The sequence below is a fragment of the Acidovorax sp. SUPP3334 genome (assembly GCF_030159055.1).
Classification (GTDB): Bacteria; Pseudomonadota; Gammaproteobacteria; order Burkholderiales; family Burkholderiaceae_C; genus Paracidovorax.
The window spans coordinates 75,486-97,021 of sequence record NZ_BQXQ01000011.1 but is presented as its reverse complement, the minus strand read 5'-3'; the positions used below and the strand labels follow the sequence as shown (position 1 = coordinate 97,021).

22 protein-coding genes and 1 pseudogene are annotated in these 21,536 nt (G+C 66.5%); 10 read left to right on the top strand and 13 right to left on the bottom strand.

Features of this window, described 5'->3' with window-relative positions:
* Nucleotides 1-24: 24 nt before the first annotated feature.
* The 4 genes from AVHM3334_RS08450 to AVHM3334_RS08435 are packed head-to-tail and all read left to right on the top strand — an operon-like array spanning nucleotide 25 to nucleotide 3,685.
* Entirely contained in the window at nucleotides 25-1,155 is a 1,131-nt protein-coding gene (locus AVHM3334_RS08450; protein ID WP_284411334.1) for an MlaE family ABC transporter permease, read from the top strand.
* Nucleotides 1,156-1,161: 6 nt separating this feature from the next.
* Complete coding sequence (locus AVHM3334_RS08445) at nucleotides 1,162-2,016, top strand: ABC transporter ATP-binding protein (RefSeq protein WP_284411332.1); 855 nt, start codon at nucleotides 1,162-1,164, stop codon at nucleotides 2,014-2,016.
* A complete protein-coding gene (locus AVHM3334_RS08440) occupies nucleotides 2,016-2,996 on the top strand; it encodes an MlaD family protein (RefSeq protein WP_284411330.1) in 981 nt (326 codons plus the stop codon). The genes AVHM3334_RS08445 and AVHM3334_RS08440 overlap by 1 nt, the downstream gene beginning before the upstream one ends.
* 11 nt (nucleotides 2,997-3,007) lie before the next feature.
* Entirely contained in the window at nucleotides 3,008-3,685 is a 678-nt protein-coding gene (locus AVHM3334_RS08435; protein WP_284411328.1) for an ABC-type transport auxiliary lipoprotein family protein, read from the top strand.
* 7 nt (nucleotides 3,686-3,692) lie between these two features.
* On the opposite strand, the gene AVHM3334_RS08430 is transcribed toward AVHM3334_RS08435, so the two are convergent.
* From AVHM3334_RS08430 to AVHM3334_RS08385, 10 genes are all read right to left on the bottom strand, one after another.
* Nucleotides 3,693-4,457: a hypothetical protein gene (locus AVHM3334_RS08430; RefSeq protein ID WP_284411326.1), complete on the bottom strand. Its 765-nt coding sequence runs from the start codon at nucleotides 4,455-4,457 to the stop codon at nucleotides 3,693-3,695.
* On the bottom strand, nucleotides 4,420-5,118 hold the full coding sequence (locus tag AVHM3334_RS08425) for a hypothetical protein (protein ID WP_284411324.1): 699 nt from the start codon (nucleotides 5,116-5,118) through the stop codon (nucleotides 4,420-4,422). The genes AVHM3334_RS08430 and AVHM3334_RS08425 overlap by 38 nt, the downstream gene beginning before the upstream one ends.
* Nucleotides 5,119-5,148: 30 nt before the next feature.
* Entirely contained in the window at nucleotides 5,149-5,871 is a 723-nt protein-coding gene (locus tag AVHM3334_RS08420) for a hypothetical protein (RefSeq protein WP_284411322.1), read from the bottom strand.
* Between the two features lies 1 nt (nucleotide 5,872).
* Nucleotides 5,873-6,604: a hypothetical protein gene (locus AVHM3334_RS08415; protein WP_284411320.1), complete on the bottom strand. Its 732-nt coding sequence runs from the start codon at nucleotides 6,602-6,604 to the stop codon at nucleotides 5,873-5,875.
* Nucleotide 6,605: 1 nt separating this feature from the next.
* Nucleotides 6,606-7,307, bottom strand: a complete 702-nt coding sequence (locus AVHM3334_RS08410; RefSeq protein WP_284411318.1) for a hypothetical protein — start codon at nucleotides 7,305-7,307, stop codon at nucleotides 6,606-6,608.
* 28 nt (nucleotides 7,308-7,335) lie between these two features.
* Entirely contained in the window at nucleotides 7,336-8,043 is a 708-nt protein-coding gene (locus tag AVHM3334_RS08405) for a hypothetical protein (protein WP_284411317.1), read from the bottom strand.
* Nucleotides 8,040-8,699: a DUF8616 domain-containing protein gene (locus AVHM3334_RS08400; RefSeq protein ID WP_284411315.1), complete on the bottom strand. Its 660-nt coding sequence runs from the start codon at nucleotides 8,697-8,699 to the stop codon at nucleotides 8,040-8,042. The genes AVHM3334_RS08405 and AVHM3334_RS08400 overlap by 4 nt, the downstream gene beginning before the upstream one ends.
* Nucleotides 8,700-8,854: 155 nt before the next feature.
* Nucleotides 8,855-11,254 (bottom strand): TonB-dependent siderophore receptor, encoded by a 2,400-nt coding sequence (locus AVHM3334_RS08395; protein ID WP_284411313.1) that lies wholly within the window; start codon nucleotides 11,252-11,254, stop codon nucleotides 8,855-8,857.
* Nucleotides 11,255-11,509: 255 nt separating this feature from the next.
* A complete protein-coding gene (locus tag AVHM3334_RS08390; RefSeq protein WP_284411311.1) occupies nucleotides 11,510-12,466 on the bottom strand; it encodes a FecR family protein in 957 nt (318 codons plus the stop codon).
* Nucleotides 12,453-13,022, bottom strand: a complete 570-nt coding sequence (locus AVHM3334_RS08385; protein WP_284411308.1) for an RNA polymerase sigma factor — start codon at nucleotides 13,020-13,022, stop codon at nucleotides 12,453-12,455. The genes AVHM3334_RS08390 and AVHM3334_RS08385 overlap by 14 nt, the downstream gene beginning before the upstream one ends.
* 336 nt (nucleotides 13,023-13,358) lie before the next feature.
* Here AVHM3334_RS08385 and AVHM3334_RS23880 point away from each other — a divergent pair.
* The 5 genes and pseudogenes from AVHM3334_RS23880 to AVHM3334_RS08365 all read left to right on the top strand — a co-directional run.
* Nucleotides 13,359-13,572, top strand: a pseudogene (locus AVHM3334_RS23880) (DNA adenine methylase); the annotation flags it as partial.
* 86 nt (nucleotides 13,573-13,658) lie between these two features.
* Nucleotides 13,659-14,330, top strand: coding sequence for a hypothetical protein (locus AVHM3334_RS08380; RefSeq protein ID WP_284411306.1), 672 nt, complete (start codon nucleotides 13,659-13,661; stop codon nucleotides 14,328-14,330).
* Nucleotides 14,331-14,563: 233 nt separating this feature from the next.
* The gene (locus AVHM3334_RS08375; RefSeq protein ID WP_284411304.1) at nucleotides 14,564-15,187 is read left to right on the top strand and encodes a phosphoadenosine phosphosulfate reductase domain-containing protein; all 624 of its coding nucleotides are present in this window, start codon (nucleotides 14,564-14,566) and stop codon (nucleotides 15,185-15,187) included.
* Nucleotides 15,188-15,397: 210 nt separating this feature from the next.
* Nucleotides 15,398-15,616: a CsbD family protein gene (locus AVHM3334_RS08370; protein WP_284411302.1), complete on the top strand. Its 219-nt coding sequence runs from the start codon at nucleotides 15,398-15,400 to the stop codon at nucleotides 15,614-15,616.
* 101 nt (nucleotides 15,617-15,717) lie between these two features.
* Nucleotides 15,718-16,296, top strand: coding sequence for a hypothetical protein (locus AVHM3334_RS08365; protein WP_284411300.1), 579 nt, complete (start codon nucleotides 15,718-15,720; stop codon nucleotides 16,294-16,296).
* 125 nt (nucleotides 16,297-16,421) lie between these two features.
* On the opposite strand, the gene AVHM3334_RS08360 is transcribed toward AVHM3334_RS08365, so the two are convergent.
* Complete coding sequence (locus AVHM3334_RS08360) at nucleotides 16,422-19,028, bottom strand: PAS domain S-box protein (RefSeq protein WP_284411298.1); 2,607 nt, start codon at nucleotides 19,026-19,028, stop codon at nucleotides 16,422-16,424.
* A gap of 105 nt (nucleotides 19,029-19,133) precedes the next feature.
* Here AVHM3334_RS08360 and AVHM3334_RS08355 point away from each other — a divergent pair, with 105 nt between their 5' ends.
* Entirely contained in the window at nucleotides 19,134-19,670 is a 537-nt protein-coding gene (locus tag AVHM3334_RS08355) for a hemerythrin domain-containing protein (RefSeq protein ID WP_284411296.1), read from the top strand.
* Between the two features lie 40 nt (nucleotides 19,671-19,710).
* On the opposite strand, the gene AVHM3334_RS08350 is transcribed toward AVHM3334_RS08355, so the two are convergent.
* Both AVHM3334_RS08350 and creD read right to left on the bottom strand, forming a co-directional pair.
* Complete coding sequence (locus AVHM3334_RS08350) at nucleotides 19,711-20,025, bottom strand: hypothetical protein (RefSeq protein ID WP_284411294.1); 315 nt, start codon at nucleotides 20,023-20,025, stop codon at nucleotides 19,711-19,713.
* Nucleotides 20,022-21,455: a cell envelope integrity protein CreD gene (gene creD, locus AVHM3334_RS08345; RefSeq protein ID WP_284411292.1), complete on the bottom strand. Its 1,434-nt coding sequence runs from the start codon at nucleotides 21,453-21,455 to the stop codon at nucleotides 20,022-20,024. The genes AVHM3334_RS08350 and creD overlap by 4 nt, the downstream gene beginning before the upstream one ends.
* Between the last annotated feature and the right edge of the window lie 81 nt (nucleotides 21,456-21,536).

The window sequence follows — 21,536 nt, the reverse complement described above, 5'->3', positions numbered from 1 at the left end:
GCACAGCTTCCCACTCCGCCCTCCATGACTGAAGACAGCCAGCCCCGCATCACCCGAGACGACACGCCCGAGGGCCCTTGCGTGGTGTTGCACGGCCGCTGGGGTGCGGCCGAACTGGGCAAGCGGCGCCACTGGCGCGCGCTGTCGGCCCAGTTGGCCGAAACGGGCGCGGGCGCTGCCTCCGACGGCTGGGACCTGCGCAGCCTGCAGTGGCTGGACCACGTGGGGGCCCAATTGCTGTGGAACCACTGGGGCCGGGCCTGGCCCGACCGGCTGGCGCTCGACGACGGCCAGCGCGACATGCTGCAGCGCGTGGCCGATTTCAGTACCACCCGCCCGCCCGATGCGCCCTGGCGTTTTTCCGAACAGGTGGACCGGCTGGGCGTGCAGGTGCTGCATGCCGTCTCGCACATGCGCCACCTGCTGGAGCTGGTGGGGCAACTGTTCATCGACCTGTTCCATGCCGCGCGCTCTCCGCGCCGCGCCCCCTGGCGCGACGTGTCCGGCCACCTGTACCGCATGGGCGCCACGGCCATGCCCATCACGGCCATCGTGGGCTTTCTCATCGGCGTGGTGCTGGCCTACCTGATGTCGTTGCAGCTGCGGCAGTTCGGGGCCGAATCGTTCATCGTCAACATCCTGGGCATTTCGCTGATCCGCGAGCTGGGGCCCATGCTCGCCGCCATTCTCGTGGCGGGCCGCTCGGGCTCGGCCATCACCGCGCAGATCGGCGTGATGCGCGTGACCGAAGAGCTCGACGCCATGCGCGTCATGGGCATTGCGCACGGCTTTCGCCTCGTCATGCCGCGCGCCGTGGCGCTGGCCGTGGCCATGCCGCTGATCGCGGTGTGGACCACGCTGTGCGCGCTGGCGGGCGGCATGCTCGCGGCCGACCTGGCGCTGGGCGTATCGCCCGCGTATTTCGTGCAGGCGCTGCCCAACGCGGTGAGCTTCCCCAATCTGGTGATGGCGGTGGCCAAGTCGGTGGTGTTCGGCGTGTCCATCGCGCTCATCGGCTGCCACTGGGGCTTGCGCGTCAAGCCCAACACCCAGAGCCTGGGCGAGGGCACGACCGCTTCGGTGGTGACCTCCATCACCATGGTGATCATCGTGGATGCGCTGTTCGCCATCGCGTTCAAGAACCTCGGAATCTGACGCGGCATGGACACCTCTCACCTTTCCGCCCCGGCCGAGTCCACTCCGCCCGTGGCCCCGCCCGCCGACGCGCCGCCGGTGGTCGAGATCAAGGGCCTGTCCACCGTGTTCGGCAAGGGCAAGGAGGCCTTCGCGGTCCACGAGAACCTCGACCTCACCGTGCGCCGCGGCGAAATGCTGACGCTGGTGGGCGGCTCGGGCACCGGCAAGACGGTGCTCTTGCGCCAGATGCTGGGCCTCACCCGCCCGGCCAAGGGCGAGGTGACCGTCCTGGGCCGCCCTGCCGCGGAGATGGGCCGCGCCGGCGCCGCCAGCCGCGTGGGCATGCTGTTCCAGCAGGGCGCGCTGTTCTCCGCCTTCAACGTACTGGACAACGTGGCCTTCGCGCTGCGCGAGCAGGGCACCCTGCCGGGCAACCTGGTGTGCGACGCGGCCATGGTCAAGCTGCAGATGGTGGGCCTCCAGCCCGAGCACGCCATGCGCATGCCCGCCGACCTCTCGGGCGGCATGATCAAGCGCGTGGCCCTGGCGCGCGCGCTCATCATGGACCCGCCCCTGCTGCTGCTGGACGAACCCACCGCGGGGCTCGACCCCAACAGTTCCGACGATTTCTGCGAACTGCTGCGCCAGCTGCATGCCGCCCTGGGCCTGACCGTGGTGATGGTCACGCACGATCTGGACACGCTCTTCGCGCTCAGCACCCGCGTGGTCGTGCTGGCCGAAAAGAAAGTCATCGTCTCCGGCCCGCCGCAAGAGGTCGTGCAGTTCGAGCATCCGTTCATTCAACACTTTTTTCTCGGCGAACGCGGCCGGCGCGCGATGGCACCCGCACCGGTTTCGCCCCCGACCAAGGACGCCTGATGGAAAACAAGTCCCATGCCCTCGCAGCGGGCATTTTCGTGGTCGTCGTGGCGGCCTTGCTGGCCGGCCTGGGCCTTTGGCTCACCCGCGACAACACCAGCTACCAGTTGTACGAACTGTCCAGCAAGCAGAGCGTGGGCGGACTGCAGCCGCAGGCCGCCGTGCGCTACAAGGGCGTGGCGGTGGGCAAGGTGGTGCGCATCGGCTTCGACCCCGACGTGGCCGGCAACGTGCTGATCCGCATCGCGGTGAGCGATCAGGCGCCGATCACGCCGGCCACCTTCGCCGTGCTGGGCTACCAGGGCGTGACGGGCCTGGCCCACGTGCTGCTGGACGACGGCCAGCAGCCCGAGCCGCCCATGCCCAAGGGCCCGAGCGGCCTGCCGCGGCTGCCCCTCAAGACCTCGCCCTTCGGCCAGTTGGCCGAGCAGGGCCCCGCCATCCTGTCGCAGGTGGAAGAGGCCACCAGCCGCATCAACGACCTGCTGAGCGACGACAACCAGAAACGCATCGCCAACGCCATCGACAACCTGGCCCAGGCCGCCGGCAACGCCAGCGCGCTCATGAAGCGGCTGGACACCACCGTCGTGCAGCGGCTCGACCCCGCGCTGGCCGCCGTGCCCGGCGTCGCCAGCGATGCACGCCAAACGCTGCAGGCGCTGCGCGAAGCCGGCAACAGCGCCTCCGCCGCCGCCAATGAGGTCGGCACGGCCGTCAAGCAGCTGAGCGCCGAGGGCGGGCCCATCGACCAGATCGCCGAGGGCTCCAAGTCGCTGGCCACCGCCGCCGACCGCTTCGGCCGCGTCACGCTGCCGCGCCTGAACCACGCGGCGGACGAAACCTCGCGCGCCGTGCGCCGCCTGGGCCGCACCGCCAGCACCATCAGCGACAACCCGCAGTCGCTCATCTACGGATCGGGCACGGCGGCCGGCGGGCCGGGCGAGCCCGGCTTCGAGGCGCCTGTCCTCGTCAAACCCTGAGAGCGCCTGCCATGAATACTATGAAAATGATAGCTAACTGCCGGCGTATTCATTGTGCTGGGGCCGTTTTTGGCCTATTGCTCGCCGCTGCGCTGGCCGGCTGCTCGGCGCTGCCCGCGCCCCCCGTTCGCGCCGAGGTGTACGACTTCGGCCCCGGCCTCATGGAGACGGCGCCTTCGGACCGCCGCGCGCCGCTGCCGCCCCTGGCCATGGCCGACGTGACCACCACCGGCCCGGTCGAAGGCAGCACCGCCGTGCTGTACCGCCTGGCCTATGACGACGCGCGCCGCCTGCGCCCCTACAACCAGGCCCGCTGGAGCCAGCCGCCTGCGCAACTCGTGCAAAAGGCCGTGCGCGACCAGCTCGGCTTGCGCCGCGCCGTGCTGACGGGCGATGAAGGCGCCGCCCAGATCCTGGAAGGCGGTGCCCTGCCTGCCGTGCTGCGCCTGGAGATCGAAGAGTTCAGCCACGTCTTCAGCGCCCCCGCCACCAGCGTGGGACTGGTGCGGCTGCGCGTGTCCATCGCCGAATCCACCCCCACCGGCGAAAAGCTGCTGGCCCAGCGCGTCTTCCTGGTCCAGCGCCCCGCCGCCACGGCCGATGCGCCCGGCGGCACCCGCGCACTCGCCGACGCCACGGCCCAGGCCGCGCAGGACATCGCGGCGTGGCTGGAGCAGATGGGGCGGTAAGGGGCGGTCAGGGTTCCAGCGCGGCGAGGCGGCGCGACAGGGCATCCAGGCTCTGTCGCCGCACCGGCATGAACTCCTGCACGGTCGTGTCCGGGGGAATCTGTCCTGCCAGTTCCTTTTCGCAGAGCGCCATATTCAAGCGGATGGCCGCACGGGTGGCAGGAGGTACGCGGTAATGCTTTTCCTCGGCAGTGCGCAGATAGTGATCGATGGAAAGATGCGCGCACTGTGTCAGCAGGGGAATCTGCGCGCTGGCTTTATCGAGGTCGAATGCGCCGCAGCCGGGATAGGTGTAGAGCTGGAACAGGCGCAGATGCGCATCGGGGCTGTTCGGTAGGACGCGCAACATGATGCCCTCGACGGTGCGCGCCTCGAAGCCAGGAATGCGGTCGCAATAGGCTTTCATTTCGCCCCGCAAAGCCAGCCCTACTTGGGCGCCATGCATGGCCTGGAGGTGCCATGCGCGGGATTCCTGCTGTTTACCTTCGGTTTCGAGGTAGGCGCCATACGTCCATTGCGCGGCGTTGTCGCCTTGCTCGGCGCGTTCCTGTATCCGCATGAGGCAGATGCCGCGAAGGGTGTACTGGTCCTGAATCTCGCAGGTGCGAGCGCTGTCGATCCACCACCAGGCGGTGTAGGTGCCGATCAGGAGCGAGAAGATCAAGAGCAGTTGAAAACCGCAACCGATGCGTTTCCACCATGCCACGGAAGCCGTGGGCTTCGGAATGGGCATCTCAGGGTTCCAGCGCGGCGAGGCTGCGCGAGAGGGCATCTAAATCCTCTTTCCGCACTGCAAGGATTTCCTGCACGGTCGTGTCCGGTGGCGTTTGTCCTGCCAGTTCCTTTTCGCAGAGGGTCATGTTGGAACGAATGGCCAGCCGGGTGGATGGTGATATGCGGTAACGCTTTTCCGCGGCGATGCCCAGATAGCGTGCGATGGCCAAGTGCGCGCACTGCGTCAGCAGAGGAATCTGCGCGCTGGCTTTGTCGAGGTCGAATGCTCCGCAACCTGGATAGGTGTAGAGCTGGAACAGGCGCAGGTGAGCATCTGGGCTGTTCGGCGCCACGCGCAGCATGATGGTCTCGACGGTGCTCGCCTGGAAACCCTGCATGCGATCACAGTAGCCGATCATGTGGTCGCGCAAATCGGCACCGATTCTGGCGCCGTGCATGGCCCGGAGTTGCCAGGCGCGACCCTCTGATTCCTTGAGTTGTGTTTCAAGGTAGTTACCGTAGGCCCACTGCGCGGCGTTGTCGCCCTGCTCGGCACGCTCCTGTATCCGCATGAGGCAGATGCCCCGAAGGTTGTATTCGTCCTGCGTCTCACAGGTGCGCGCGCTGTCGATCCACCACCACGCGGTGTAGGTGCCGATCAGGAGCGAAAAGATCAGAAACAGTTGGAAACCGCAGCCGATGCGTTTCCACCATGCCATGGGCGCCCTGACCTTCGGAATGGGCATATCTCAGGGTTCCAGCGCGGCGAGGCGGCGCGACAGCGCATCCAGGCTCTGTCGCCGCACAGGCATGAACTCGCGGACAGTGGTGCCCAGTGGTGGCGGGTCTGCCAGCTCCTTTTCGCAGAGGGATATGTTCGAGCGGATGGCTGCGCGGGTGGCAAGCGGCACGCGGTAATGCTTTTCCGAAGCCGTGCGCAGATAGTGCTCGATGGAAAGATGCGCGCACTGTGTCAGCAGGGGAATTTGCGCGCTTGCCTTGTCGAGGTCCAGGGCGCTGCAGCCAGGGTAGGTATAGAGTTGAAGCAGGGTCAGGTGCGCGTCGGGGCTGGTTTGCACGACGCGCAGCATGATGCTCTCGACGGTGCGCGCCTCGAATCCGGGGATGCGATCACAGTAGCCGATCATTTCGCCGCGCATATCCAGACCGTCGCGGACGCCATGCATGGCCCTGATTTGCCAGACACGCGCCTCCGGCTCCCGACGTTCCGTTTCGAGGTAGGCGCCATAGGCCCATTGCGCGGCGTTGTCGCCCTGCTCGGCGCGCTCCTGTATCCGCATGAGGCAGATGCCGTGATAGGAATACTCGTCCTGCTTGTCGCAGCGAGCGCTGTCGATCCACCACCACGCGGTGTAGGTGCCGATCAGGAGCGAAAAGATCAGAAGCAGTTGAAAGCCGCAGCCGATGCGTTTCCACCATGCCACGGAAGCCGTGGGCTTCGAAATGGACATATCAGGGTTCCAGAGCTGCGAGGCGGCGCGACAGGGCATCCAGGTCCTCTCGCCGTACCGGCATGAACTCGCGGACGGTGGTGCCTAGGGGAGGTGGGTCTGCCAGTTCCTTTTCGCAGAGGGCCATGTTCGAGCGGATGGCTGCGCGGGTGGCAAGTGGCACGCGGTAATGCTCGCTGGCGGCGAGTTCGAGGTAGTCGGCAATGCCAAAGTGCGCGCACTGAGTCAGCAGGGGAATTTGCGCGGCGGCCTTGTCGAGGTCGAAGGCGCTGCAAAGGAAGCGGGGGGTGGTGTAGAGGTGCAGCAGGCGCAGATGCGCGTCGGGGCTGTTCTGCGCGACGCGCAGCATGACGGCCTCCACGTTGCGCGCCTCGAAGCCGGGGATGCGGTCGCAGTACCCGATCATTTCACCGCGCAAAGCCAGTCCTACGCGGGCGCTGTGCATGGCCTGGAGGTGCCAGGCGCGAGATTCCTGCTGTTTACCTTCGGTTTCTAGGTAGGCGCCATACGTCCATTGCGCGGCGTTGTCGCCCTGCTCGGCGCGCTCCTGTATCCGCATGAGGCAGATGCCGCGAAGGGTGTACTGGTCCTGCGTCTCGCAGGTGCGAGCGCTGTCGATCCACCACCATGCGGTGTAGGTGCCGATCAGGAGCAAGAAGATCAAGAGCAGTTGAAAGCCGCAGCCGATGCGCCTCCACCATGCCATGGGCGCCTCGGCCTTCGGACGGTGCATCTTAGGGTTCCAGCGCCGCGAGGCGGCGAGACAGGGCATCCACGTCCTCTCGCCGTACCGGCATAAATTCCTGCGCAGTCGTATCCGGGGGCGCCTGTCCTGCCAGTTCCTTTTCGCAGAGAGCCATGTTCGAGCGGATGGCCGCACGGGTGGCAGGCGGAACGCGGTGATGCGCACTGGCGGCCTGTTCGAGGTAGTCGGCAATGCCAAAGTGCGCGCACTGCGTCAGCAGGGGAATCTGCGCACCCGCCTTGTCGAGGTCGAAGGCGCTGCAACGGGAGCGGGGGGTGGTATAGAGGTGCAGCAGGCGCAGATGCGCGTCGGGGCTGTTCTGCGCGACGCGCAGCATGACGGCCTCCACGTTGCGCGCCTCGAAGCCGGGGATGCGGTCGCAGTACCCGATCATTTCGCCGCGCAAAGCCAGTCCTACGCGGGCGCCGTGCATGGCCTGGAGTTGCCAGGCGCGCGCTTCCTGCTCTCGGCGTTCCGTTTCGAGGTAGGCGCCATAGGCCCATTGCGCGGCGTTGTCGCCCTGCTCGGCGCGCTCCTGTATCCGCATGAGGCAGATGCCGTGATAGGAATACTCGTCCTGCTTGTCGCAGCGAGCGCTGTCGATCCACCACCATGCGGTGTAGGTGCCGATCAGGAGCGAAAAGATCAAGAGCAGTTGGAAACCGCAGCCGATGCGCTTCCACCATGCCATAGGCGCTGTGGCCTTCGGAACGGGCATCTCAGGGTTCCAGCGCGGCGAGGCGGCGCGACAGGGCATCCACGTCCTCTCGCCGTACTGGCATGAACTCCTGCACGGTCGTGTCTGGGGGAATCTGTCCTGCCAGTTCCTTTTCGCAGAGGGCCATATTCGAACGGATGGCCGCACGGGTGGCAGGAGGCACGCGGTAATGCTTTTCCTCGGCAGTGCGCAGATAGTGATCTATGGAGAGATGCGCGCACTGCGTCAGCAGGGGAATCTGCGCGCTGGCCTTGTCTAGGTCGAAGGCGCCGCAGCCGGGGTAGGCATAAAGTTGCAGAAGGCGCAGGTGCGCGTCGGGGCTGTTCTGTACGACGCGCAGCATGATGGCCTCGACAGTACGGGCCTCGAAGCCTGGAACGCGGTCACAATAGGCTTCCATATTGCCGCGAAGGCTCAACCCGCTTCGGGCACCTTGCATGGCCTTCAGGTGCCAGGCAATAGCCTCCTGCTGCCTGTTCTCGGACATGAAGTAATCGCCATAGGCCCATTCCGCAGCGTTGTCGCCCTGCTCGGCGCGCTCCTGTATCCGCATGAGGCAGATGCCGCGAAGGTTGTATTCTTCCTGCGTCTCGCAGGTGCGCGCGCTGTCGATCCACCACCATGCGGTGTATGTGCCGATCAGGAGCGAGAAGATCAGAAGCAGTTGAAAGCCGTAGCCTATGCGTTTCCACCAGCGCAGCATCATCATCGTTTCCTCAGCAGTTCATGCGCCAGTGGGCTCTTGACAGGTTCGCCGCCATCGCGCGGCGAGGTGCGCGTGGTGGCGATGGGTTGGCCGTCCGGCCCCCAGGTGCGCCATTGCCCCGGGCGCAGGAAGTTGGGGATGGCCAGCCGCTCCAGCACGCCGGGCAGTTTCTCGAAGGCGCCCTGGCCGATGGCCGCGCCGCCGAGAGGCTGGTTCCAAGTAGTCGTGGTGGGCGCGGTGACATGGGTGCCCAGGGCCCTGGCCAGGGTGCTGGCGACGCCGTCGGGCGAGGCCCCGGCATTGCAGGCATCGATCAGGATGGGCTGGCCGTGCCAAATACCGCTTTGGCGGATTACACCCGTGATTTCTGCAATCTTCGCTCCTTGAAGGCTGATTGCGGTCCCATGGGCGAACAGATACAGGTACCCATCGACGCCCCGTTCCCGCAGGCCCGAGGCGTACAGGGCTTTCTCCCCAGGCTGGATCAGGATGATCTTCTTGCGCATCGGGTCGATGGTGGCGATCTTCTCGACGAGTTTCTGTGAATTGTTCAACCCCTTGAACACCCGCTTGGGCAACCCCTTCCCCGGTCCATATTGAATCCGCCCATCCTCGATGGGCTCTGCAGGTCCCTCCCGGAACCAATAAGCAAGCGACATTGTTTCTCTTCCTGTGTGATTTCTGCGCAAAAACCCGCCGCTCTTTGCGCGTCGGGCCGGATTGTTCCACAGGAAGGAATGTTCGATAAAAACCGATTGACTGATTCGGGAGGTTTTCCTGGCCGGACTGATCCTTTAACCGCCGATGGCCCCTGTCAGAAGCTGTGCCGCAGCGTCACCGTCGCATTGCGAGGCGCGCCCGGCAGGTTCAGGTTGGTGCTCGTTCCGTGGGCCGAGACGATGTAGTTGCGGTCGAACAGATTGCGCAGGTTCAGCTGCACCGTGGTCGCCTTGCCGATGCGGTATTGCGCCATGGCGTCCACCACCACGTAGGACGGCAGAGTCACCGTGTTGCCCGGGTTGGCGAAGCGGTCGCCCACGTAGTTGATGCCGCCGCCCACGCTCCAGTCGTCGCCCAGGCGCTGCGTGAGCCAGGCCGAGAACGCGTTGCGCGGCGTGATGGTGGCGCGCTTGCCCTGCACCGCCTGGCCGGCGTCGGTGGCCGTGGAGCGGGTGATGCGCGTGTCCAGCAGCGCGTAGCTCAGCGTGGCCTGCAGACCCGTGGTCAGTTCGCCCGCCAGCGACAGTTCCAGCCCGCGCGTGCGCTGCGTGCCGATGGGGATCAGCTGCGTGGGTTGCGCCGGGTTGGTGGTCTTGATGTCGGTGCGCTCCAACTGGAACAGCGAGGCCGTGGCCGTGGCGCGGCCGTCCATCAGGTCGAGCTTGGCGCCGACTTCGTAATTGGTCGTCTGCTCGGGCTTGATGGCGGTGTTGGTGGCCGACAGGGCGAACATCTCGGCAGACGGCTGGTAGGAGCGGCTCACCGACACGTAGTACGACTGCGCCGCCGTGGGCTGCCACACCAGGCCCGCGCGCGGGCTCCAGGTGGTGTCCGTGCGCTCGAAGTCGCTCTGGCCCGCCAGGCGGTTGTCGGTCTCCTGGCCGAAGCGGTCGTAGCGCAGGCCGGCCAGCACCTTCCATTCGGGCGACAGCGTGATCTGGTCCTGCACGTAGAGCGCACGCGTCAGGTAGCGGTTGAGCGCGCTGGCCGAAACGGCCCCGCCGCCGTTGAGCGGCGCGACCGGCAGCACCGGGTTCCACAGGTTCACGTTGCCCAGCGTGCCGCCGGCAAACGAGATCGCATCCTTGTTCTGCTGGCCCAGCTCCAGGCCGTAGAGCACCTCGTGCGCGATGCTGCCGGTGCGCAGGTTCTGGATCAGCTCGGTCTGGTTGAACACGCCGCGCTCGCGCCGGTCCACGCCCGAGCGCGTGAGCGCCACGGTGCCCGCCGCTTCGTTCGTGGTGCCTGCGGGCAGGGTGTTCTGGCGGTCCAGGTCGTAGTGGTAGTAGCGCAGGGCGTTGCGCACGCGCAGCGTGTCGGAAAAGCGGTGGCTGAACGTGGCGGTGAACGAGCTGACGGTGGATTCGGACGTGTCCGCATCGCGCGCGTTGGCCGAGCCGAAGTAGGTGCCTGCGGGCACGTTGACCGGGCGGCCCTGGTAGGCGGGAATGCCGAAGTCGGTCACGCGCTTGTCGCGCAGGTAGTCGGCCTGAAGCAGGAGCGAGGTCGCGCCATCGGGCTTCCAAAGCACCGACGGAGCAATGGCCTGGCGTTCCAGAAACTGCTGGCTGCGGTAGCTGTTGGCATCTTCGGCGGCCCCGGTCACGCGCCAGGACCAGTCGCTGCCAGCGGGCGCGCGGCCCACGTCGAACTCGGCGCGCTTGTCGGCCCAGCTGCCCACGCTCAGGGCGATGTCGGAGACATCGGTGCCGGGCTTTTTCGTCACGCGGTTGACCAGGCCGCCGGACGAGCCGCGCCCGTACAGCACGGCGGCGGGGCCCTTCACCACCTCCACGCGCTCGATGTTGGACAGGTCGCGGAAATACAGCGCATCGTCGCGAAAGCCGTCCACGAACTGGTCGCCGATGCTGGTGAAGCCGCGGATGCTGACCTGGTCGCGCTGTCCGTCGCCGTGCGACAGGCCCACGCCCGCGACGTTGCGCAGGGTGTCCTGCATCGAAGTGGCGGCCTGGTCGCGGATCACCTGCTGCGGCACCACGTCGATGGTCTGCGGCACGTCGCGCAGCGGCGCTTCGGTCTTGGTGCCGCTGGCGGAAGACGCCGCGTTGTAGGCCGTGTCTTCACCGCGCGCCGCCTGCACGCGCACCTCGCCCATGGTGGCGCCGGCCGCGGCGCCCGCAGCGCCCGAAGGGCTGCCGGCCGGCGCGGCGCCCGCGCGCTCCACCGTGAAGGTGCGGGCATCCTGCGCGCGCACCACCAGCCCGGTGCCGGCGACCAGGCGCTGCAGCGCATCGCGCACCTCCAGCGTGCCCCGCACCGCAGGCGCCTGCCGGCCCTGGGCGATGTCGGTGACGAACACGATCTGCACACCGCTCTGGCGCGCCAGGGCGTTCAGCGACTGCGCCAGCGGCTGGGCGGGCAGGTCCACCGCGACGGGCTGGGCCTGGGCGGCGGTGGCGGCGATGCACAGCGCGGCGGCCAGCGCGGCCCAGCGGGCGCGATGTGGCGGGCGGCGGTGTTGAGGGATCGGCATGGGAGGCTCCTGGGGAAAGGGTCGGTGGAACAGGGAAAGCAAAAACAGAAAAAAAGCGCGGGCCATGGCGCCCGCCACCCTGTAAGCCGATCCGGCGGGCGGGTTTGTACACCCCGTGCCGCCAAAAAAGCCGGGCGGGCGGCGTGGCTGCGGGCGACGCCGCCGCAGCCCTGGCCGGCTGCCGTGCCGTACCGTGGTGCCTGGCGTCTCAATGGTCGAAAAGGCCTCCAGCGCAATAAAGACGGCGGTGTTTTGCTATGGTTTTTGATGTGCGGGGCGTGATGCGATCACGACGGTGCCGTCCGGCAGCCGGTCCACCCGCACAGGCGCCAGCCGGGGCAGCAGGTCGATGAGCTGGTCCAGGCGATCGAGATCGAACTGGCCCGAGATGCGCAGCGCCGCAGCGTGCGGGTCGGCCAGCACGATGGGCGCGCGCCGGTGGCGCTGCATTTCGGCCACGGCATCGGCCAGCGGCGTGGCGTCGAGCGGCAGCCGCCCGGTCTGCCACGCGGTCGCCGAGCCGGCTTCGGCCGGTACCGGCCCGGGCAGGGCGGCGTCGGCGCGCGTGTGCAGCGCCTGGCCAGCGTGCAGCACCACGGGGTGCGATCCCGCCGGCCCGTGCACCCGCACGCTGCCCTGCTGCACGGTGATGTCGGTGCCATGCCCTTTGGCCGGGCCCAGGTCGCGGCGGATGTTGAACACCGTGCCGATGTCCTGCACCGCCACATTGCCCGCCTGCACGGTGAACGGGCGCTGCAGCCATGGTGCGGCGGCACGCCAGGGCGCGTGCGCCACTTCGAAGGCGGCCTCGCCGCGCTCCAGCGAGAGGCGGCGCGAGCGCAGGTGCAGGGCCACCTCGACTTGCGCGCCGCTGTTCAGTTGCACGGTGCTGCCATCGGGCAAAGGCAAGGCCAGCCGTTCTCCCACGGCGGTGGCCAGCGTTTTGCGGTGCAGCACCGGATCGGCCCACAGCACGGCGGCCAGCGCGGCGACGGCGAGGGCGGTGGCCGCGCCGGTGGTGCGGGCCTTCGTCCCGGGCCGTCGGCGTTCGCGGCGCAGGGCGGCGGCTTGTTCGATGTCCTCGGGCGTGGGCAATTGCTGGCGCAGCAGCTCGGCGAACGGGGCCAGGGCCTCGTCGATGGGCAGATGGGCGCGCCGCCCGGAGCCGCGCGTGGGTCTGGCGCCGGGGCCGGCCGGTTCAGCCGGCGGCATGGCCTGCGCCTTCGATCAGCACGGGCTCCACGCCGCGCAGGGCACGCGCCAGGTGCCGCGCTACCATCCCGCGCGAGATGCCCATGCGCCGAGCGGCCTCGTCCTGCGGCATGCCGTAGAGCTTGGTGAGGATGAACGCCTCCCGGCTGGCCTGCGGCAATTGCTCGATGGCCGCCAGCAGCGCGCGCTGGCGCTGCCGGGCCGCCAGGGCCAGTTCGGGCGGCGAGAGCAGCAAGGCGGGTTGCAGGGAGGCGGCCGGTTCCGAATCCGGCTCCAAGTCTGGGTGCGGGTGCGGCGCCTCGCGCCGGCGGGCTTGTGCGCGGTGGCGGTCGATGGCCAGGTCGCGCGCCACGCTGCGCAGGAAGGCCAGCGGGTTGGCGATCTCGCCCGGCACCGGACGCTCCAGCAGACGCACGCACAGATCGTTCACGATCTCGCGCGGAAAGCACTCCTCGCCGAAGCGGTGGCGCAGCGAACCGACCAGGTCCTCGTAGTGCTTCACCAGGGCGGCGAGCAGGGGCTCGGGCGGCGGAGGAAGCGAGGCGGGGTGCGGCATGGAGCGCCGATTATAAAAAGAGAATGGGAATGATTCTTATTGTTGTATTTTTGCCGTACTGCGGCATTGCGGTGTGAAAGGAGTTGAGCTAACCCAACAACAACGGCGCAAAAATTGGGATTTTGGGGAACGCAGGGGAATGGGCTGAAACGGGGTGCTCCAATCGGCTTGCAATGGATGTAATTGAAGCCGCCCCGAGAATCAGACGAGCAACTGCAGCTGATCCTTGCGCGAGTATTTGGCGAGTCGCGCCTCTACCCTAACGATAAGTTTGCGCATGCGCTCAACCTTGGAATCGCTAACTCGACATTGCTACGTCTAAAGGGGGCAGGTCACACCAGCAGGCAGGTGTTCAAGTGGCTTAAGGAAACCTGCCCCGAGACACGTCGCCGACGTCCAGCGCGCCGCCCGACTCTTCTACCTCCAGCAGCAGAGCTTCGGAGGCAAGGTCACTGGCCAGACCTTGGGCGCCGCCACGACTAAGCTGGCCATCAAACCACTGCGCATCGAAGAAAACCTCTCAGCCGCACATCTGCGCTTGGCTGGCGGGGTCAACCGGGCCGAGCGCGGTTAGTTGGTGATCTACAGTTGGGATCGTATGGCCGAGCCGGCCGGACTGTTTTGAGAAAGGTGGATATGGAACTGCATCAAACGTCTTCAGGGATCGAACTCAACGGCATTCCCAACGCAGTGTCGCTGGTCAGCGTTGGAGGTTCTAAAGCAAAAATGCTTGCAGACCTCATCCTTCACCAGTCTGATCTTGTGCGCGCCAACCAGTACCTTGAGGATATCAACGTCCTTCTAGATGGCCCAGACACCGCACGTGAAGGGCTGTATGTCGCTGCGCTCACGCGATGCTTCAAGTGTTTTGGCAAAAACGAATCAAGAAGAGCCTATCAGCTTGACGCTTCGGTCATATTGGCAAATGAGCCAAACGGGATGACCGTCTATGAAGAACTTAGATTGGAGAGGAACAAGCACGTTGTCCATGATGAGAATTCAGCTTTGCAAGCCCATGTCGGAGCGGTTCTGAACGATGGAACACATCCTCACAAAGTTGAAAAGGTTTTAGCCCTCGCTGTTGGTGTTGAGCTGTTGCAGCCCCGATCTTGGCAAAACCTTAAGCACCTTGTTTTGAGCACCCTTACCTTCGTTGATAAAGAGATAGATCGTCTATGTCATGAGATTACGGCTGACCTTGAAGCGGAGAGCTATGCCACGCTCATGGCTCGAGCTCCGATGCGGTTAAAGCCCGCACTTACAGCAGATGCTGGCAGACGCCGGGATCAGAGTCATCTGAGCAGCTGATCACATGGCCTGCAAGTTACTGTACTTACTCTAAGTGCAATTCCATTGCAGCAGATATAAATGGCGGATTGTTCATTTATCGCGAGCGGCTGCACTGATTTTTCGCGGCCCGCTTCACCGGTTCCCCGCCGGGCCGCAGGGGCGGGATGCCTCCAGGCTGCGGCCCTGCGGCGCAAAAGGCACAATCGCCCGTCCCACCGGGCCGCTCGCGCCTGGTCCTGTTGGAGCACCGAATGAGCAGCATCGACCTTGCAAAAATCAACGCCGAACTCGGCAAGAACGCCCAGGGCCTCGTGGACTGGGCCGTGGGCCTCGCCCGCCCCACCATCGTCACCACCAACTTCCGGCCGTTCGAAGCCGTGATCCTGCACATGGTCACGCGGGCGAAGCCCGACGTGCCGGTGGTGTGGATGGACAACGGCTACAACACCGAGGCGACCTACCAGTTCGCCGATGAGGTGACCCGGCAGCTCGGCCTGAACCTGTCGATCTACCTGCCGCGCCGCTCGCGCGCCCATCGCGAGGCCATAGAAGGTCCGGTGCCGGCGCTGGACGATCCGCGCCACGCTGCGTTCACCGAAGAGGTCAAGCTCGAGCCCTTCGCCCGGGCCTTGCGCGAGACGGCGCCGCAGGTCTGGTTCACCGCACTGCGCGCCACCGACACGGCCGTGCGCGCGCAGATGGACCCGGTGAGCCTCAACCCCGATGGCCTGATCAAGGTGGCGCCGCTGCTGCACTGGTCTTCCAAGGATCTGTACGAATACCTCACGGCCCACGGCCTGCCCAACAATTTCGATTACGTGGACCCCACCAAGGGCGAGGACAACCGCGAATGCGGGCTGCATCTGGCGCATTGAAGAGCGCTTTCCCATACTCCGAAGAGGCGTGCCATGCACGCCTCTTTTTTTTGACCATGCACACCGTAGGCCTGGGCTGACGCACGCTGTCCCCGGATGACTACGCCTGAGTTTTTGGGGCACTTCTACAGTTCGTCCATCGCATCCAGCTAGGTTTCCAAACCGTCTCGGAGTGGAGGGCTGAAGCGAATAACCAAGAGGACCTGTGCCATGAATGAAGACACCGTCAAAGGCAACTGGAAACAATTCACCGGCAAGATCAAGGAACAGTGGGGCAAGGTGACCGACGACGACCTGGACGTCATCGCCGGCAAGCGCGACCAGTTCCTGGGCAAGCTGCAAGAGCGCCAAGGCCTGGCCAAGGACGCTGCCGAGAAGGAATTGAAGTCCTGGCAAGACCGCCACCCCGACTTCCGCTTCGACCAGTAATCCTTCACGAATCCCGACCCCCAAAACCAGCGGTGTCAGCCCGTCGAACCCATCGGTCCGCAGGCGTCCGCACCCCCCTTACAGACATTGAGGATAAAACCATGAAACACACACGCAATCTTCTGGCCCTGGTGGCTGCCGGCCTTCTCGCAACCAGCGGCATGGCCATGACCAAGGAAGAGCACAGCGCCGCCAAGGACCGCATCTCTGCCGACTACAAGACGAACAAGCAAAAGTGCGACAGCATGACGGCCAACGCCAAGGACGTCTGCATGAAGGAAGCCAAGGGCGCCGAGAAGGTCGCCAAGGCCGAACTCGAAGCCCAGTACAAGCCCAGCGACAAGGCCACCTACAAGGTGAACGAAGCCCGCGCCGACGCTGCCTACGACGTCGCCAAGGAAAAGTGCGATGACCAGCAAGGCAATGCCAAGGACGTCTGCGTGAAGGATGCCAAGGCCGCCCACGTGAAGGCCAAGGAAGACGCCAAGGTGGCACGCGCCCAGGCCAAGCCTTCGGACAACATGGCCAAGAAGGATGCCAAGGTCGCGGAAGTGAAGAAGGACGCTGCCGAGGAAAAGCGCGAAGCCGAATACAAGGCTGCCAAGGAGCGCTGCGATGCCGCGACTGGCGACGTGAAGGACAAGTGCGTTGCCGACCTGAAGCGCGTGTACAACCAGTAATAAGGCTCAACGGCGATTCTTGCGCTCTACAGAGCGCGGGAATCGCCAGCCAGCCAAGAGGGCTCCGCATTGCGGAGCCCTTTTTTCATGGTGCGGGCGGTACCCCAACGGCTCGCAGCAGCCGTTCATTCGCTCCAGAAAACGAACCGGGCGCGTCCGGCGCTCTTGGCTTGGTACAGCGCCTGGTCCGCACGGCATACCAGGTCCCGCTCGTGCATGTCGGGGCCGGGCCGCAGCGCCGCCACGCCCACACTCAACGTCACGTTCGGCCCGAGAGGCGAGGCCCCATGGGCAATGGCGGCTTGCTCGAACGCCGCCAGCACCCGCTGGGCCACGATCTGGGCTTCATCGCCCGTGGTGTCGGGCAGCAGGACCACGAATTCCTCGCCCCCGTAGCGCATCGGTTTCTCATGGGCCCGAAACAAGGTGCCCTGCAATACGGCGCCTACCTGCCGCAGGCATTCATCGCCTGCAGGGTGGCCGTGCACATCGTTGTAGTGCTTGAAATGGTCGATGTCGATCATCAGCAGCGACATGCACGACGCCTGCCGGCGCGCCCGGCTCCATTCGACGCCGAGTGCCTCGTCGAACAGGCGGCGGTTACCCAGCCCGGTGAGCGCATCCGTATAGGACAGCTCCGCCAAGGTCGCATTGAGGCGCTGCAACTGCAGTTGCGACTGCTTTCTCTCCGTGATGTCCTGGAAGGCGCCGCTCAGGCGCACGATCTCGCCGTCCTGATAGACCGGCTCGCCCTGGGCGCGGACCCAGAGGTGTCGCCCTTTGGCGGACAACAGTTCCAGCTCCAGATCCCACGGCGTGCCGTCGCTGATGCATCGCTCCACGGCCGAGGTGATGAGAGGGCGTGAGGTTTCGGTGTAGAAGGCGAGCGCCTGGGCAAGGTCGGGCGAGCCTTGCGGCTCCAGGTCGTGGATGCGGTAAACCTCGTCCGTCCACGCGGCCTCGCCCGAGGCGACATCGAGCGTCCAGCCGCCGACACGTGCCATCGCGCCCGACTGCCTCAGCAGCATCGCAGCGCGGGCCAAAGCCTCTTCGTCGTTCTTGCGCTGCGTGACATCCATGAAGGTGCCGATGAGCGTGGCCGGATCGCCCGCGGCACTGCGCTTTATGACCTTGCCCCGCGAAAACAGCCAGATCCAGTGCCCGCCGGGGGCCTGCACCCTGAACTCGTTTTCGTAGATGTCCGTCTCGCCGCGGAGATGGCGGCGAAAGGCGTCCACGTTGACGGCCTGGTCGTGGGGGTGAAGCACGGCATTCCATTGCGGCACGGTCTTGATGACATCGGCATCGCCGAAACCCAGCATGGCCGCTCCGCGGGCGTCCACCTGCAGCGTCATCTGCGCGATGTCCAGCTCCCAAAGGCCGAGCTGCGCCCCCGCCAGCGCCCGCTCCAGCCGCGCTGACCCGAGCGCCATCTGTTGCTCCAGCTTGCGCTGCTCGGTGACGTTCTGGATCTGTGCCACGAAGTGCAGGGGCTGGCCGAGTTCGTCGCGCACCAGAGAGACCGCCAGGTGGGCCCACACCGTTGCGCCGTCCTTTCGCAGGTAGCGCTTGCTCAGCTGGTAGTTCTGCGCTTCCTTGCGCAACAGCCGATCGACGTGGCTGCGGTGCGAGGTGAGATCGTCCGGGTGGGTGAGCTGTCGCACGTCGATGTGAAGCAGTTCTTCCCGCGTGTAACCCAGCATGCTGCAGAGCGCATCGTTGACCTCGACCCAGCGGCCCGTGGGCGAGACGAGGGCGATCCCGTGCGTGGCGGCAACGAAGGCGCCCGAAAACCGCTGGGCTGCGATCGCGGCTGCGCGCGTGGCCGTGCGCAGCGCCGTCACGTCGTGCATCACGCACACCGCGCCCATCGGGGTGCCGTCTCCTTGGACCAGCGGCGAGGCGTTGCAAAGCACTGTACGGGGCAGCTGGCCACTGGCTTTGATGACCAGTTCGAAGCCGCGCACGTTTTCGCCCCGCCAGGCCGCCAGAAGCGGAATGTGTTCGGCGGCCAGCAACTGGTTGCCCGAGGCATCGAACAGATCGAAATGCTCCGCCCATTCGGCAGCAGGCAGCGAACGGGGGTCGGTGCCGTGCCAGGCCCTGGCAGCGTGGTTGAACTCCCCCAGCAGGCCATCCGGGCCGTACGATACGACCGCATCGGGCATGGCTTCGAGCAGCCGGCTCAAGGTGCTGGCCTGGACCTGTGCTTCGCGCCGGTCCTGCCGCGCTTCGAGCTGGCTGACGACCTGCCGGGACAGCCGCCCAAGCGCATCCCGCTGCCGGTCGGACAGCCGGCGGGGCTTTTGGTCGATGACGCACAGGGTGCCGTAGATGTGGCCGGCGCGCCCCACCAGCGGGGCCCCGGCATAAAAGCGGATGTGCGGTTCTCCGAGCACCAGCGGATTGTTGGCAAACCGGGAGTCCGCCAGCGCGTTGGGTACTTCCAGGATGTCGGTGGACGCCAGCGCATGGGCGCAGAACGCGAATTCGCGCGGCGTTTGCGGCGCCAGCAGTCCGCAGCTGGCCTTGAACCACTGGCGGTTTTCGTCCACCAGCGACACCAGCGCGATGGGGGCTTCGCAAAACTGGCTGGCGAGCCAGACCAGGTCGTCGAAGGTCGGCTCGGGCGCCGAATCCATCACCTCCAGCGCCTTGAGCGCCGCGACCCGCGCCGCTTCGTGCGACGGCGTTGCGGTGGCAGCAGAACGGGGGGAGGGCGGCTGGGTCATCGGTGCATTATGTCGGCAGCGGGCCTCACCGCAGCCGCTCTGACCTGCGTCAAAGCCCGATGCTGCAGGGCCTCTTAAGCTGGCCTTCCACTGGACTGCAAGGACTTGGAAAGGGCTGCACTGCAATGGTCCGAGGGCCTCGCCCTCGACCTCCCCCTCATGGATGAAACCCACCAGGAGTTCGTGGAACTGCTGGGCGCCGTGGAGGCCGCCGCCGACGCGCAACTGCTCGGCGCGTGGCGGGCGCTGGTGGACCACACCGCAGATCACTTCGCCCGCGAGGACGCCTGGATGGCTTCCACCCGGTTCGCCTCAGGCAACTGCCATAGCCTGCAGCACAAGGTCGTGCTGCAGGTGCTGCGCGAAGGCACGGCGCAGGCCGAAGCGGGCGAGCTGCCGGTGCTGCGCCGCATGGCCGCGGAGCTGGCCCTGTGGTTTCCACAGCACACGCAGACCATGGACGCCGCGCTGGCCCTGCACTTGCGCCGCGTCGGCTTCGACCCTGCCACCGGCACCGTGCATGCGCCGGGCGCATTGCCCACGCATGCCATGCAGGGCTGCGGCGGTGCTTGCTCGGGCGACGAAGCCGCAGTGGCGCCAGGGGCTGCACGGCCCCCGGTGCGCGAGGCGGTCGCCGCCTGAACGCTTTTTTGCCCCGGGGCTGTCCGCGCACTGCCCGCTGTCAGTGGCGCCCGCGCGGCAGCAGCAGGGCCGCCATCTGCCATGACAGCGTCCGCACGGCCCGGCGCCATGCCGGGGAGCCGGTGTTCGCCGCGGCGGGCCAGTAGGCGGCTTGCAATATTCCCTGCTTGGCCTCGCGCAACGCTGCACGGTCGCGTGCCGCGATGGCGCACAGCAACCGGTCGTGGTAGCGCTGCAGGCGCTGCGCCTCGGCCATCGACAGGCCCGTGTCGGCTGGCACGGGCAGTGTCGGCGACGCCGGGGGCTGGTTGCAGGGGCCGGGGGCCTCGGTGTGCCAGGAGGTGGATGCCATCATGCAGCCTCCGTGCGGGCGGTTGCAGCGGACATGGCGGGTGGCGTGGTGCGCTGGGGTGTCAGGCCGTACCAGTTCACCTTGCGCGTGAGCACCATCACGGCACCCAGCACCAGGAACAGTGCGATCGAGCCCACGGCCAGGGCCGTCTGCTCCAGTTGCAGCAGCAGATAGAGCAGGCCGTACAGCAGCCCGATGCCCGCACCGAACGGCAGGCCGAGGCGCAGGCCACCCAACATGTGGCTGGCGTAATAGGCCAGCAGCATCACGCAGGCGCTGGCCGCCACCGCATAGGAAACGCCGAAGGGCAAATGCTCGGACAGGCTCACCAGCAGCAGGAAGAAGCTGCACAGCGCGCTGCCCACCAGCAGGTACTGCACCGGATGCACCCGCAGCCGCTTCATCAGCTCGAAAAGGCCCACTGCGACGAACGTCAGCGCGATGAAGAGCACGCCGTATTTGGTGGCCCGGTCGCTCAGGGAATAAGGGTTGACGGGGTCGACGAACGCCACGGTGAAGCTGTCGGTGCAGCCGCGGCTGTCGCTGGCCTGGGCCTCGTAGCTTGCGCGGTCGGCCGCCGCCGTGTCGCACACGGGGCGGGACGCCGCCACGTCCTGCTGCGCCGTGCTGGCCAGCGACGAGAGGCGCCACAGCGCGGAAAAGCCATTGTCGGTCACGGTGCGCTCCGACGGCAGGAATCGGCCGGCGAAGGAAGGGTGGGGCCAGCTGCCCTCCATCTGCACCTGCGTCTGCCCGCCGAGCGGCACGATGGCCACGCTCTCGGTGCCGACCAGTTCCAGATCCATCTCGGCCTTGAAGGGGGCCGGATCGCTGTCGCGCCGCTGCACCAGGGCTTCGGGCAAGGGTGCGTGCAATCCGCGGGGATAGGCCGCGTGGAACGTGCCGGGCTTGAGTGCCAGCACCTGGCCCGCGACGGTCAGGTGCGCGGCCCGGATGCCGCGCGCATCGCCCACGGCCATCATCAGCACGGGGGCGCCGCACTGCATGCGAGAGCCCTGCACCGTGGTGTCGGGCCGCAGGCTGGCCAACGACCCCCATTCGGCCACGAGGTGGGCCTTCAACGTGTAGGTATTGACTTTGTGGACGCCCCGCGAGCGTTCCTCCATGGCCGTGCCGGCGCGCAGTTGCAGAAGGTCGGGCATGGCGGTGAGCACGAACTCGCGCCGCTTCTCGACCGTGGTGCGGTCGTTGCCGGTGCCCGTCACGGCATCCCAGCTTTCCACGCAGGCGCTGTGGATCATGGGGCCCAGCAGGGTCTGGGAGCCCGCCAGGCTGCTGGCCACGCCATCGGCCGTGATGGTGCGGTAGCGCTGGCGGTCGCGCACCACGTCTTCGATGAGTCCCAGGCCGAACAGCAGGAGCAGGGTGATGGCCGCGAGCGCGGCCAGTTTGGTGAACAGGGGGTGTTTCAAGGGTCTCTCCGCCAGTGAATGTGGAGCGCAGTGTGGTGAGGCGGCGTGAGCCGGAAATGAAGTTTGTGAGCGCACGGTGAA

Coding starts and splice junctions, on each gene's coding strand:
- AVHM3334_RS08365 (WP_284411300.1), top strand. CDS start 15,718: ATGAAACACACACGCAATCTTCTGGCCCTGGTGGCTGCCGGCCTTCTC.
- AVHM3334_RS08380 (WP_284411306.1), top strand. CDS start 13,659: ATGGAACTGCATCAAACGTCTTCAGGGATCGAACTCAACGGCATTCCC.
- AVHM3334_RS08385 (WP_284411308.1), bottom strand. CDS start 13,022: ATGCCGCACCCCGCCTCGCTTCCTCCGCCGCCCGAGCCCCTGCTCGCC.
- AVHM3334_RS08400 (WP_284411315.1), bottom strand. CDS start 8,699: ATGTCGCTTGCTTATTGGTTCCGGGAGGGACCTGCAGAGCCCATCGAG.
- AVHM3334_RS08395 (WP_284411313.1), bottom strand. CDS start 11,254: ATGCCGATCCCTCAACACCGCCGCCCGCCACATCGCGCCCGCTGGGCC.
- AVHM3334_RS08415 (WP_284411320.1), bottom strand. CDS start 6,604: ATGCACCGTCCGAAGGCCGAGGCGCCCATGGCATGGTGGAGGCGCATC.
- AVHM3334_RS08375 (WP_284411304.1), top strand. CDS start 14,564: ATGAGCAGCATCGACCTTGCAAAAATCAACGCCGAACTCGGCAAGAAC.
- AVHM3334_RS08410 (WP_284411318.1), bottom strand. CDS start 7,307: ATGGCATGGTGGAAGCGCATCGGCTGCGGTTTCCAACTGCTCTTGATC.
- AVHM3334_RS08420 (WP_284411322.1), bottom strand. CDS start 5,871: ATGTCCATTTCGAAGCCCACGGCTTCCGTGGCATGGTGGAAACGCATC.
- AVHM3334_RS08405 (WP_284411317.1), bottom strand. CDS start 8,043: ATGATGATGCTGCGCTGGTGGAAACGCATAGGCTACGGCTTTCAACTG.
- AVHM3334_RS08425 (WP_284411324.1), bottom strand. CDS start 5,118: ATGGCATGGTGGAAACGCATCGGCTGCGGTTTCCAACTGTTTCTGATC.
- AVHM3334_RS08450 (WP_284411334.1), top strand. CDS start 25: ATGACTGAAGACAGCCAGCCCCGCATCACCCGAGACGACACGCCCGAG.
- AVHM3334_RS08435 (WP_284411328.1), top strand. CDS start 3,008: ATGAATACTATGAAAATGATAGCTAACTGCCGGCGTATTCATTGTGCT.
- AVHM3334_RS08360 (WP_284411298.1), bottom strand. CDS start 19,028: ATGACCCAGCCGCCCTCCCCCCGTTCTGCTGCCACCGCAACGCCGTCG.
- AVHM3334_RS08390 (WP_284411311.1), bottom strand. CDS start 12,466: ATGCCGCCGGCTGAACCGGCCGGCCCCGGCGCCAGACCCACGCGCGGC.
- AVHM3334_RS08430 (WP_284411326.1), bottom strand. CDS start 4,457: ATGCCCTCTCGCGCAGCCTCGCCGCGCTGGAACCCTGAGATGCCCATT.
- AVHM3334_RS08445 (WP_284411332.1), top strand. CDS start 1,162: ATGGACACCTCTCACCTTTCCGCCCCGGCCGAGTCCACTCCGCCCGTG.
- AVHM3334_RS08350 (WP_284411294.1), bottom strand. CDS start 20,025: ATGATGGCATCCACCTCCTGGCACACCGAGGCCCCCGGCCCCTGCAAC.
- AVHM3334_RS08370 (WP_284411302.1), top strand. CDS start 15,398: ATGAATGAAGACACCGTCAAAGGCAACTGGAAACAATTCACCGGCAAG.
- AVHM3334_RS08440 (WP_284411330.1), top strand. CDS start 2,016: ATGGAAAACAAGTCCCATGCCCTCGCAGCGGGCATTTTCGTGGTCGTC.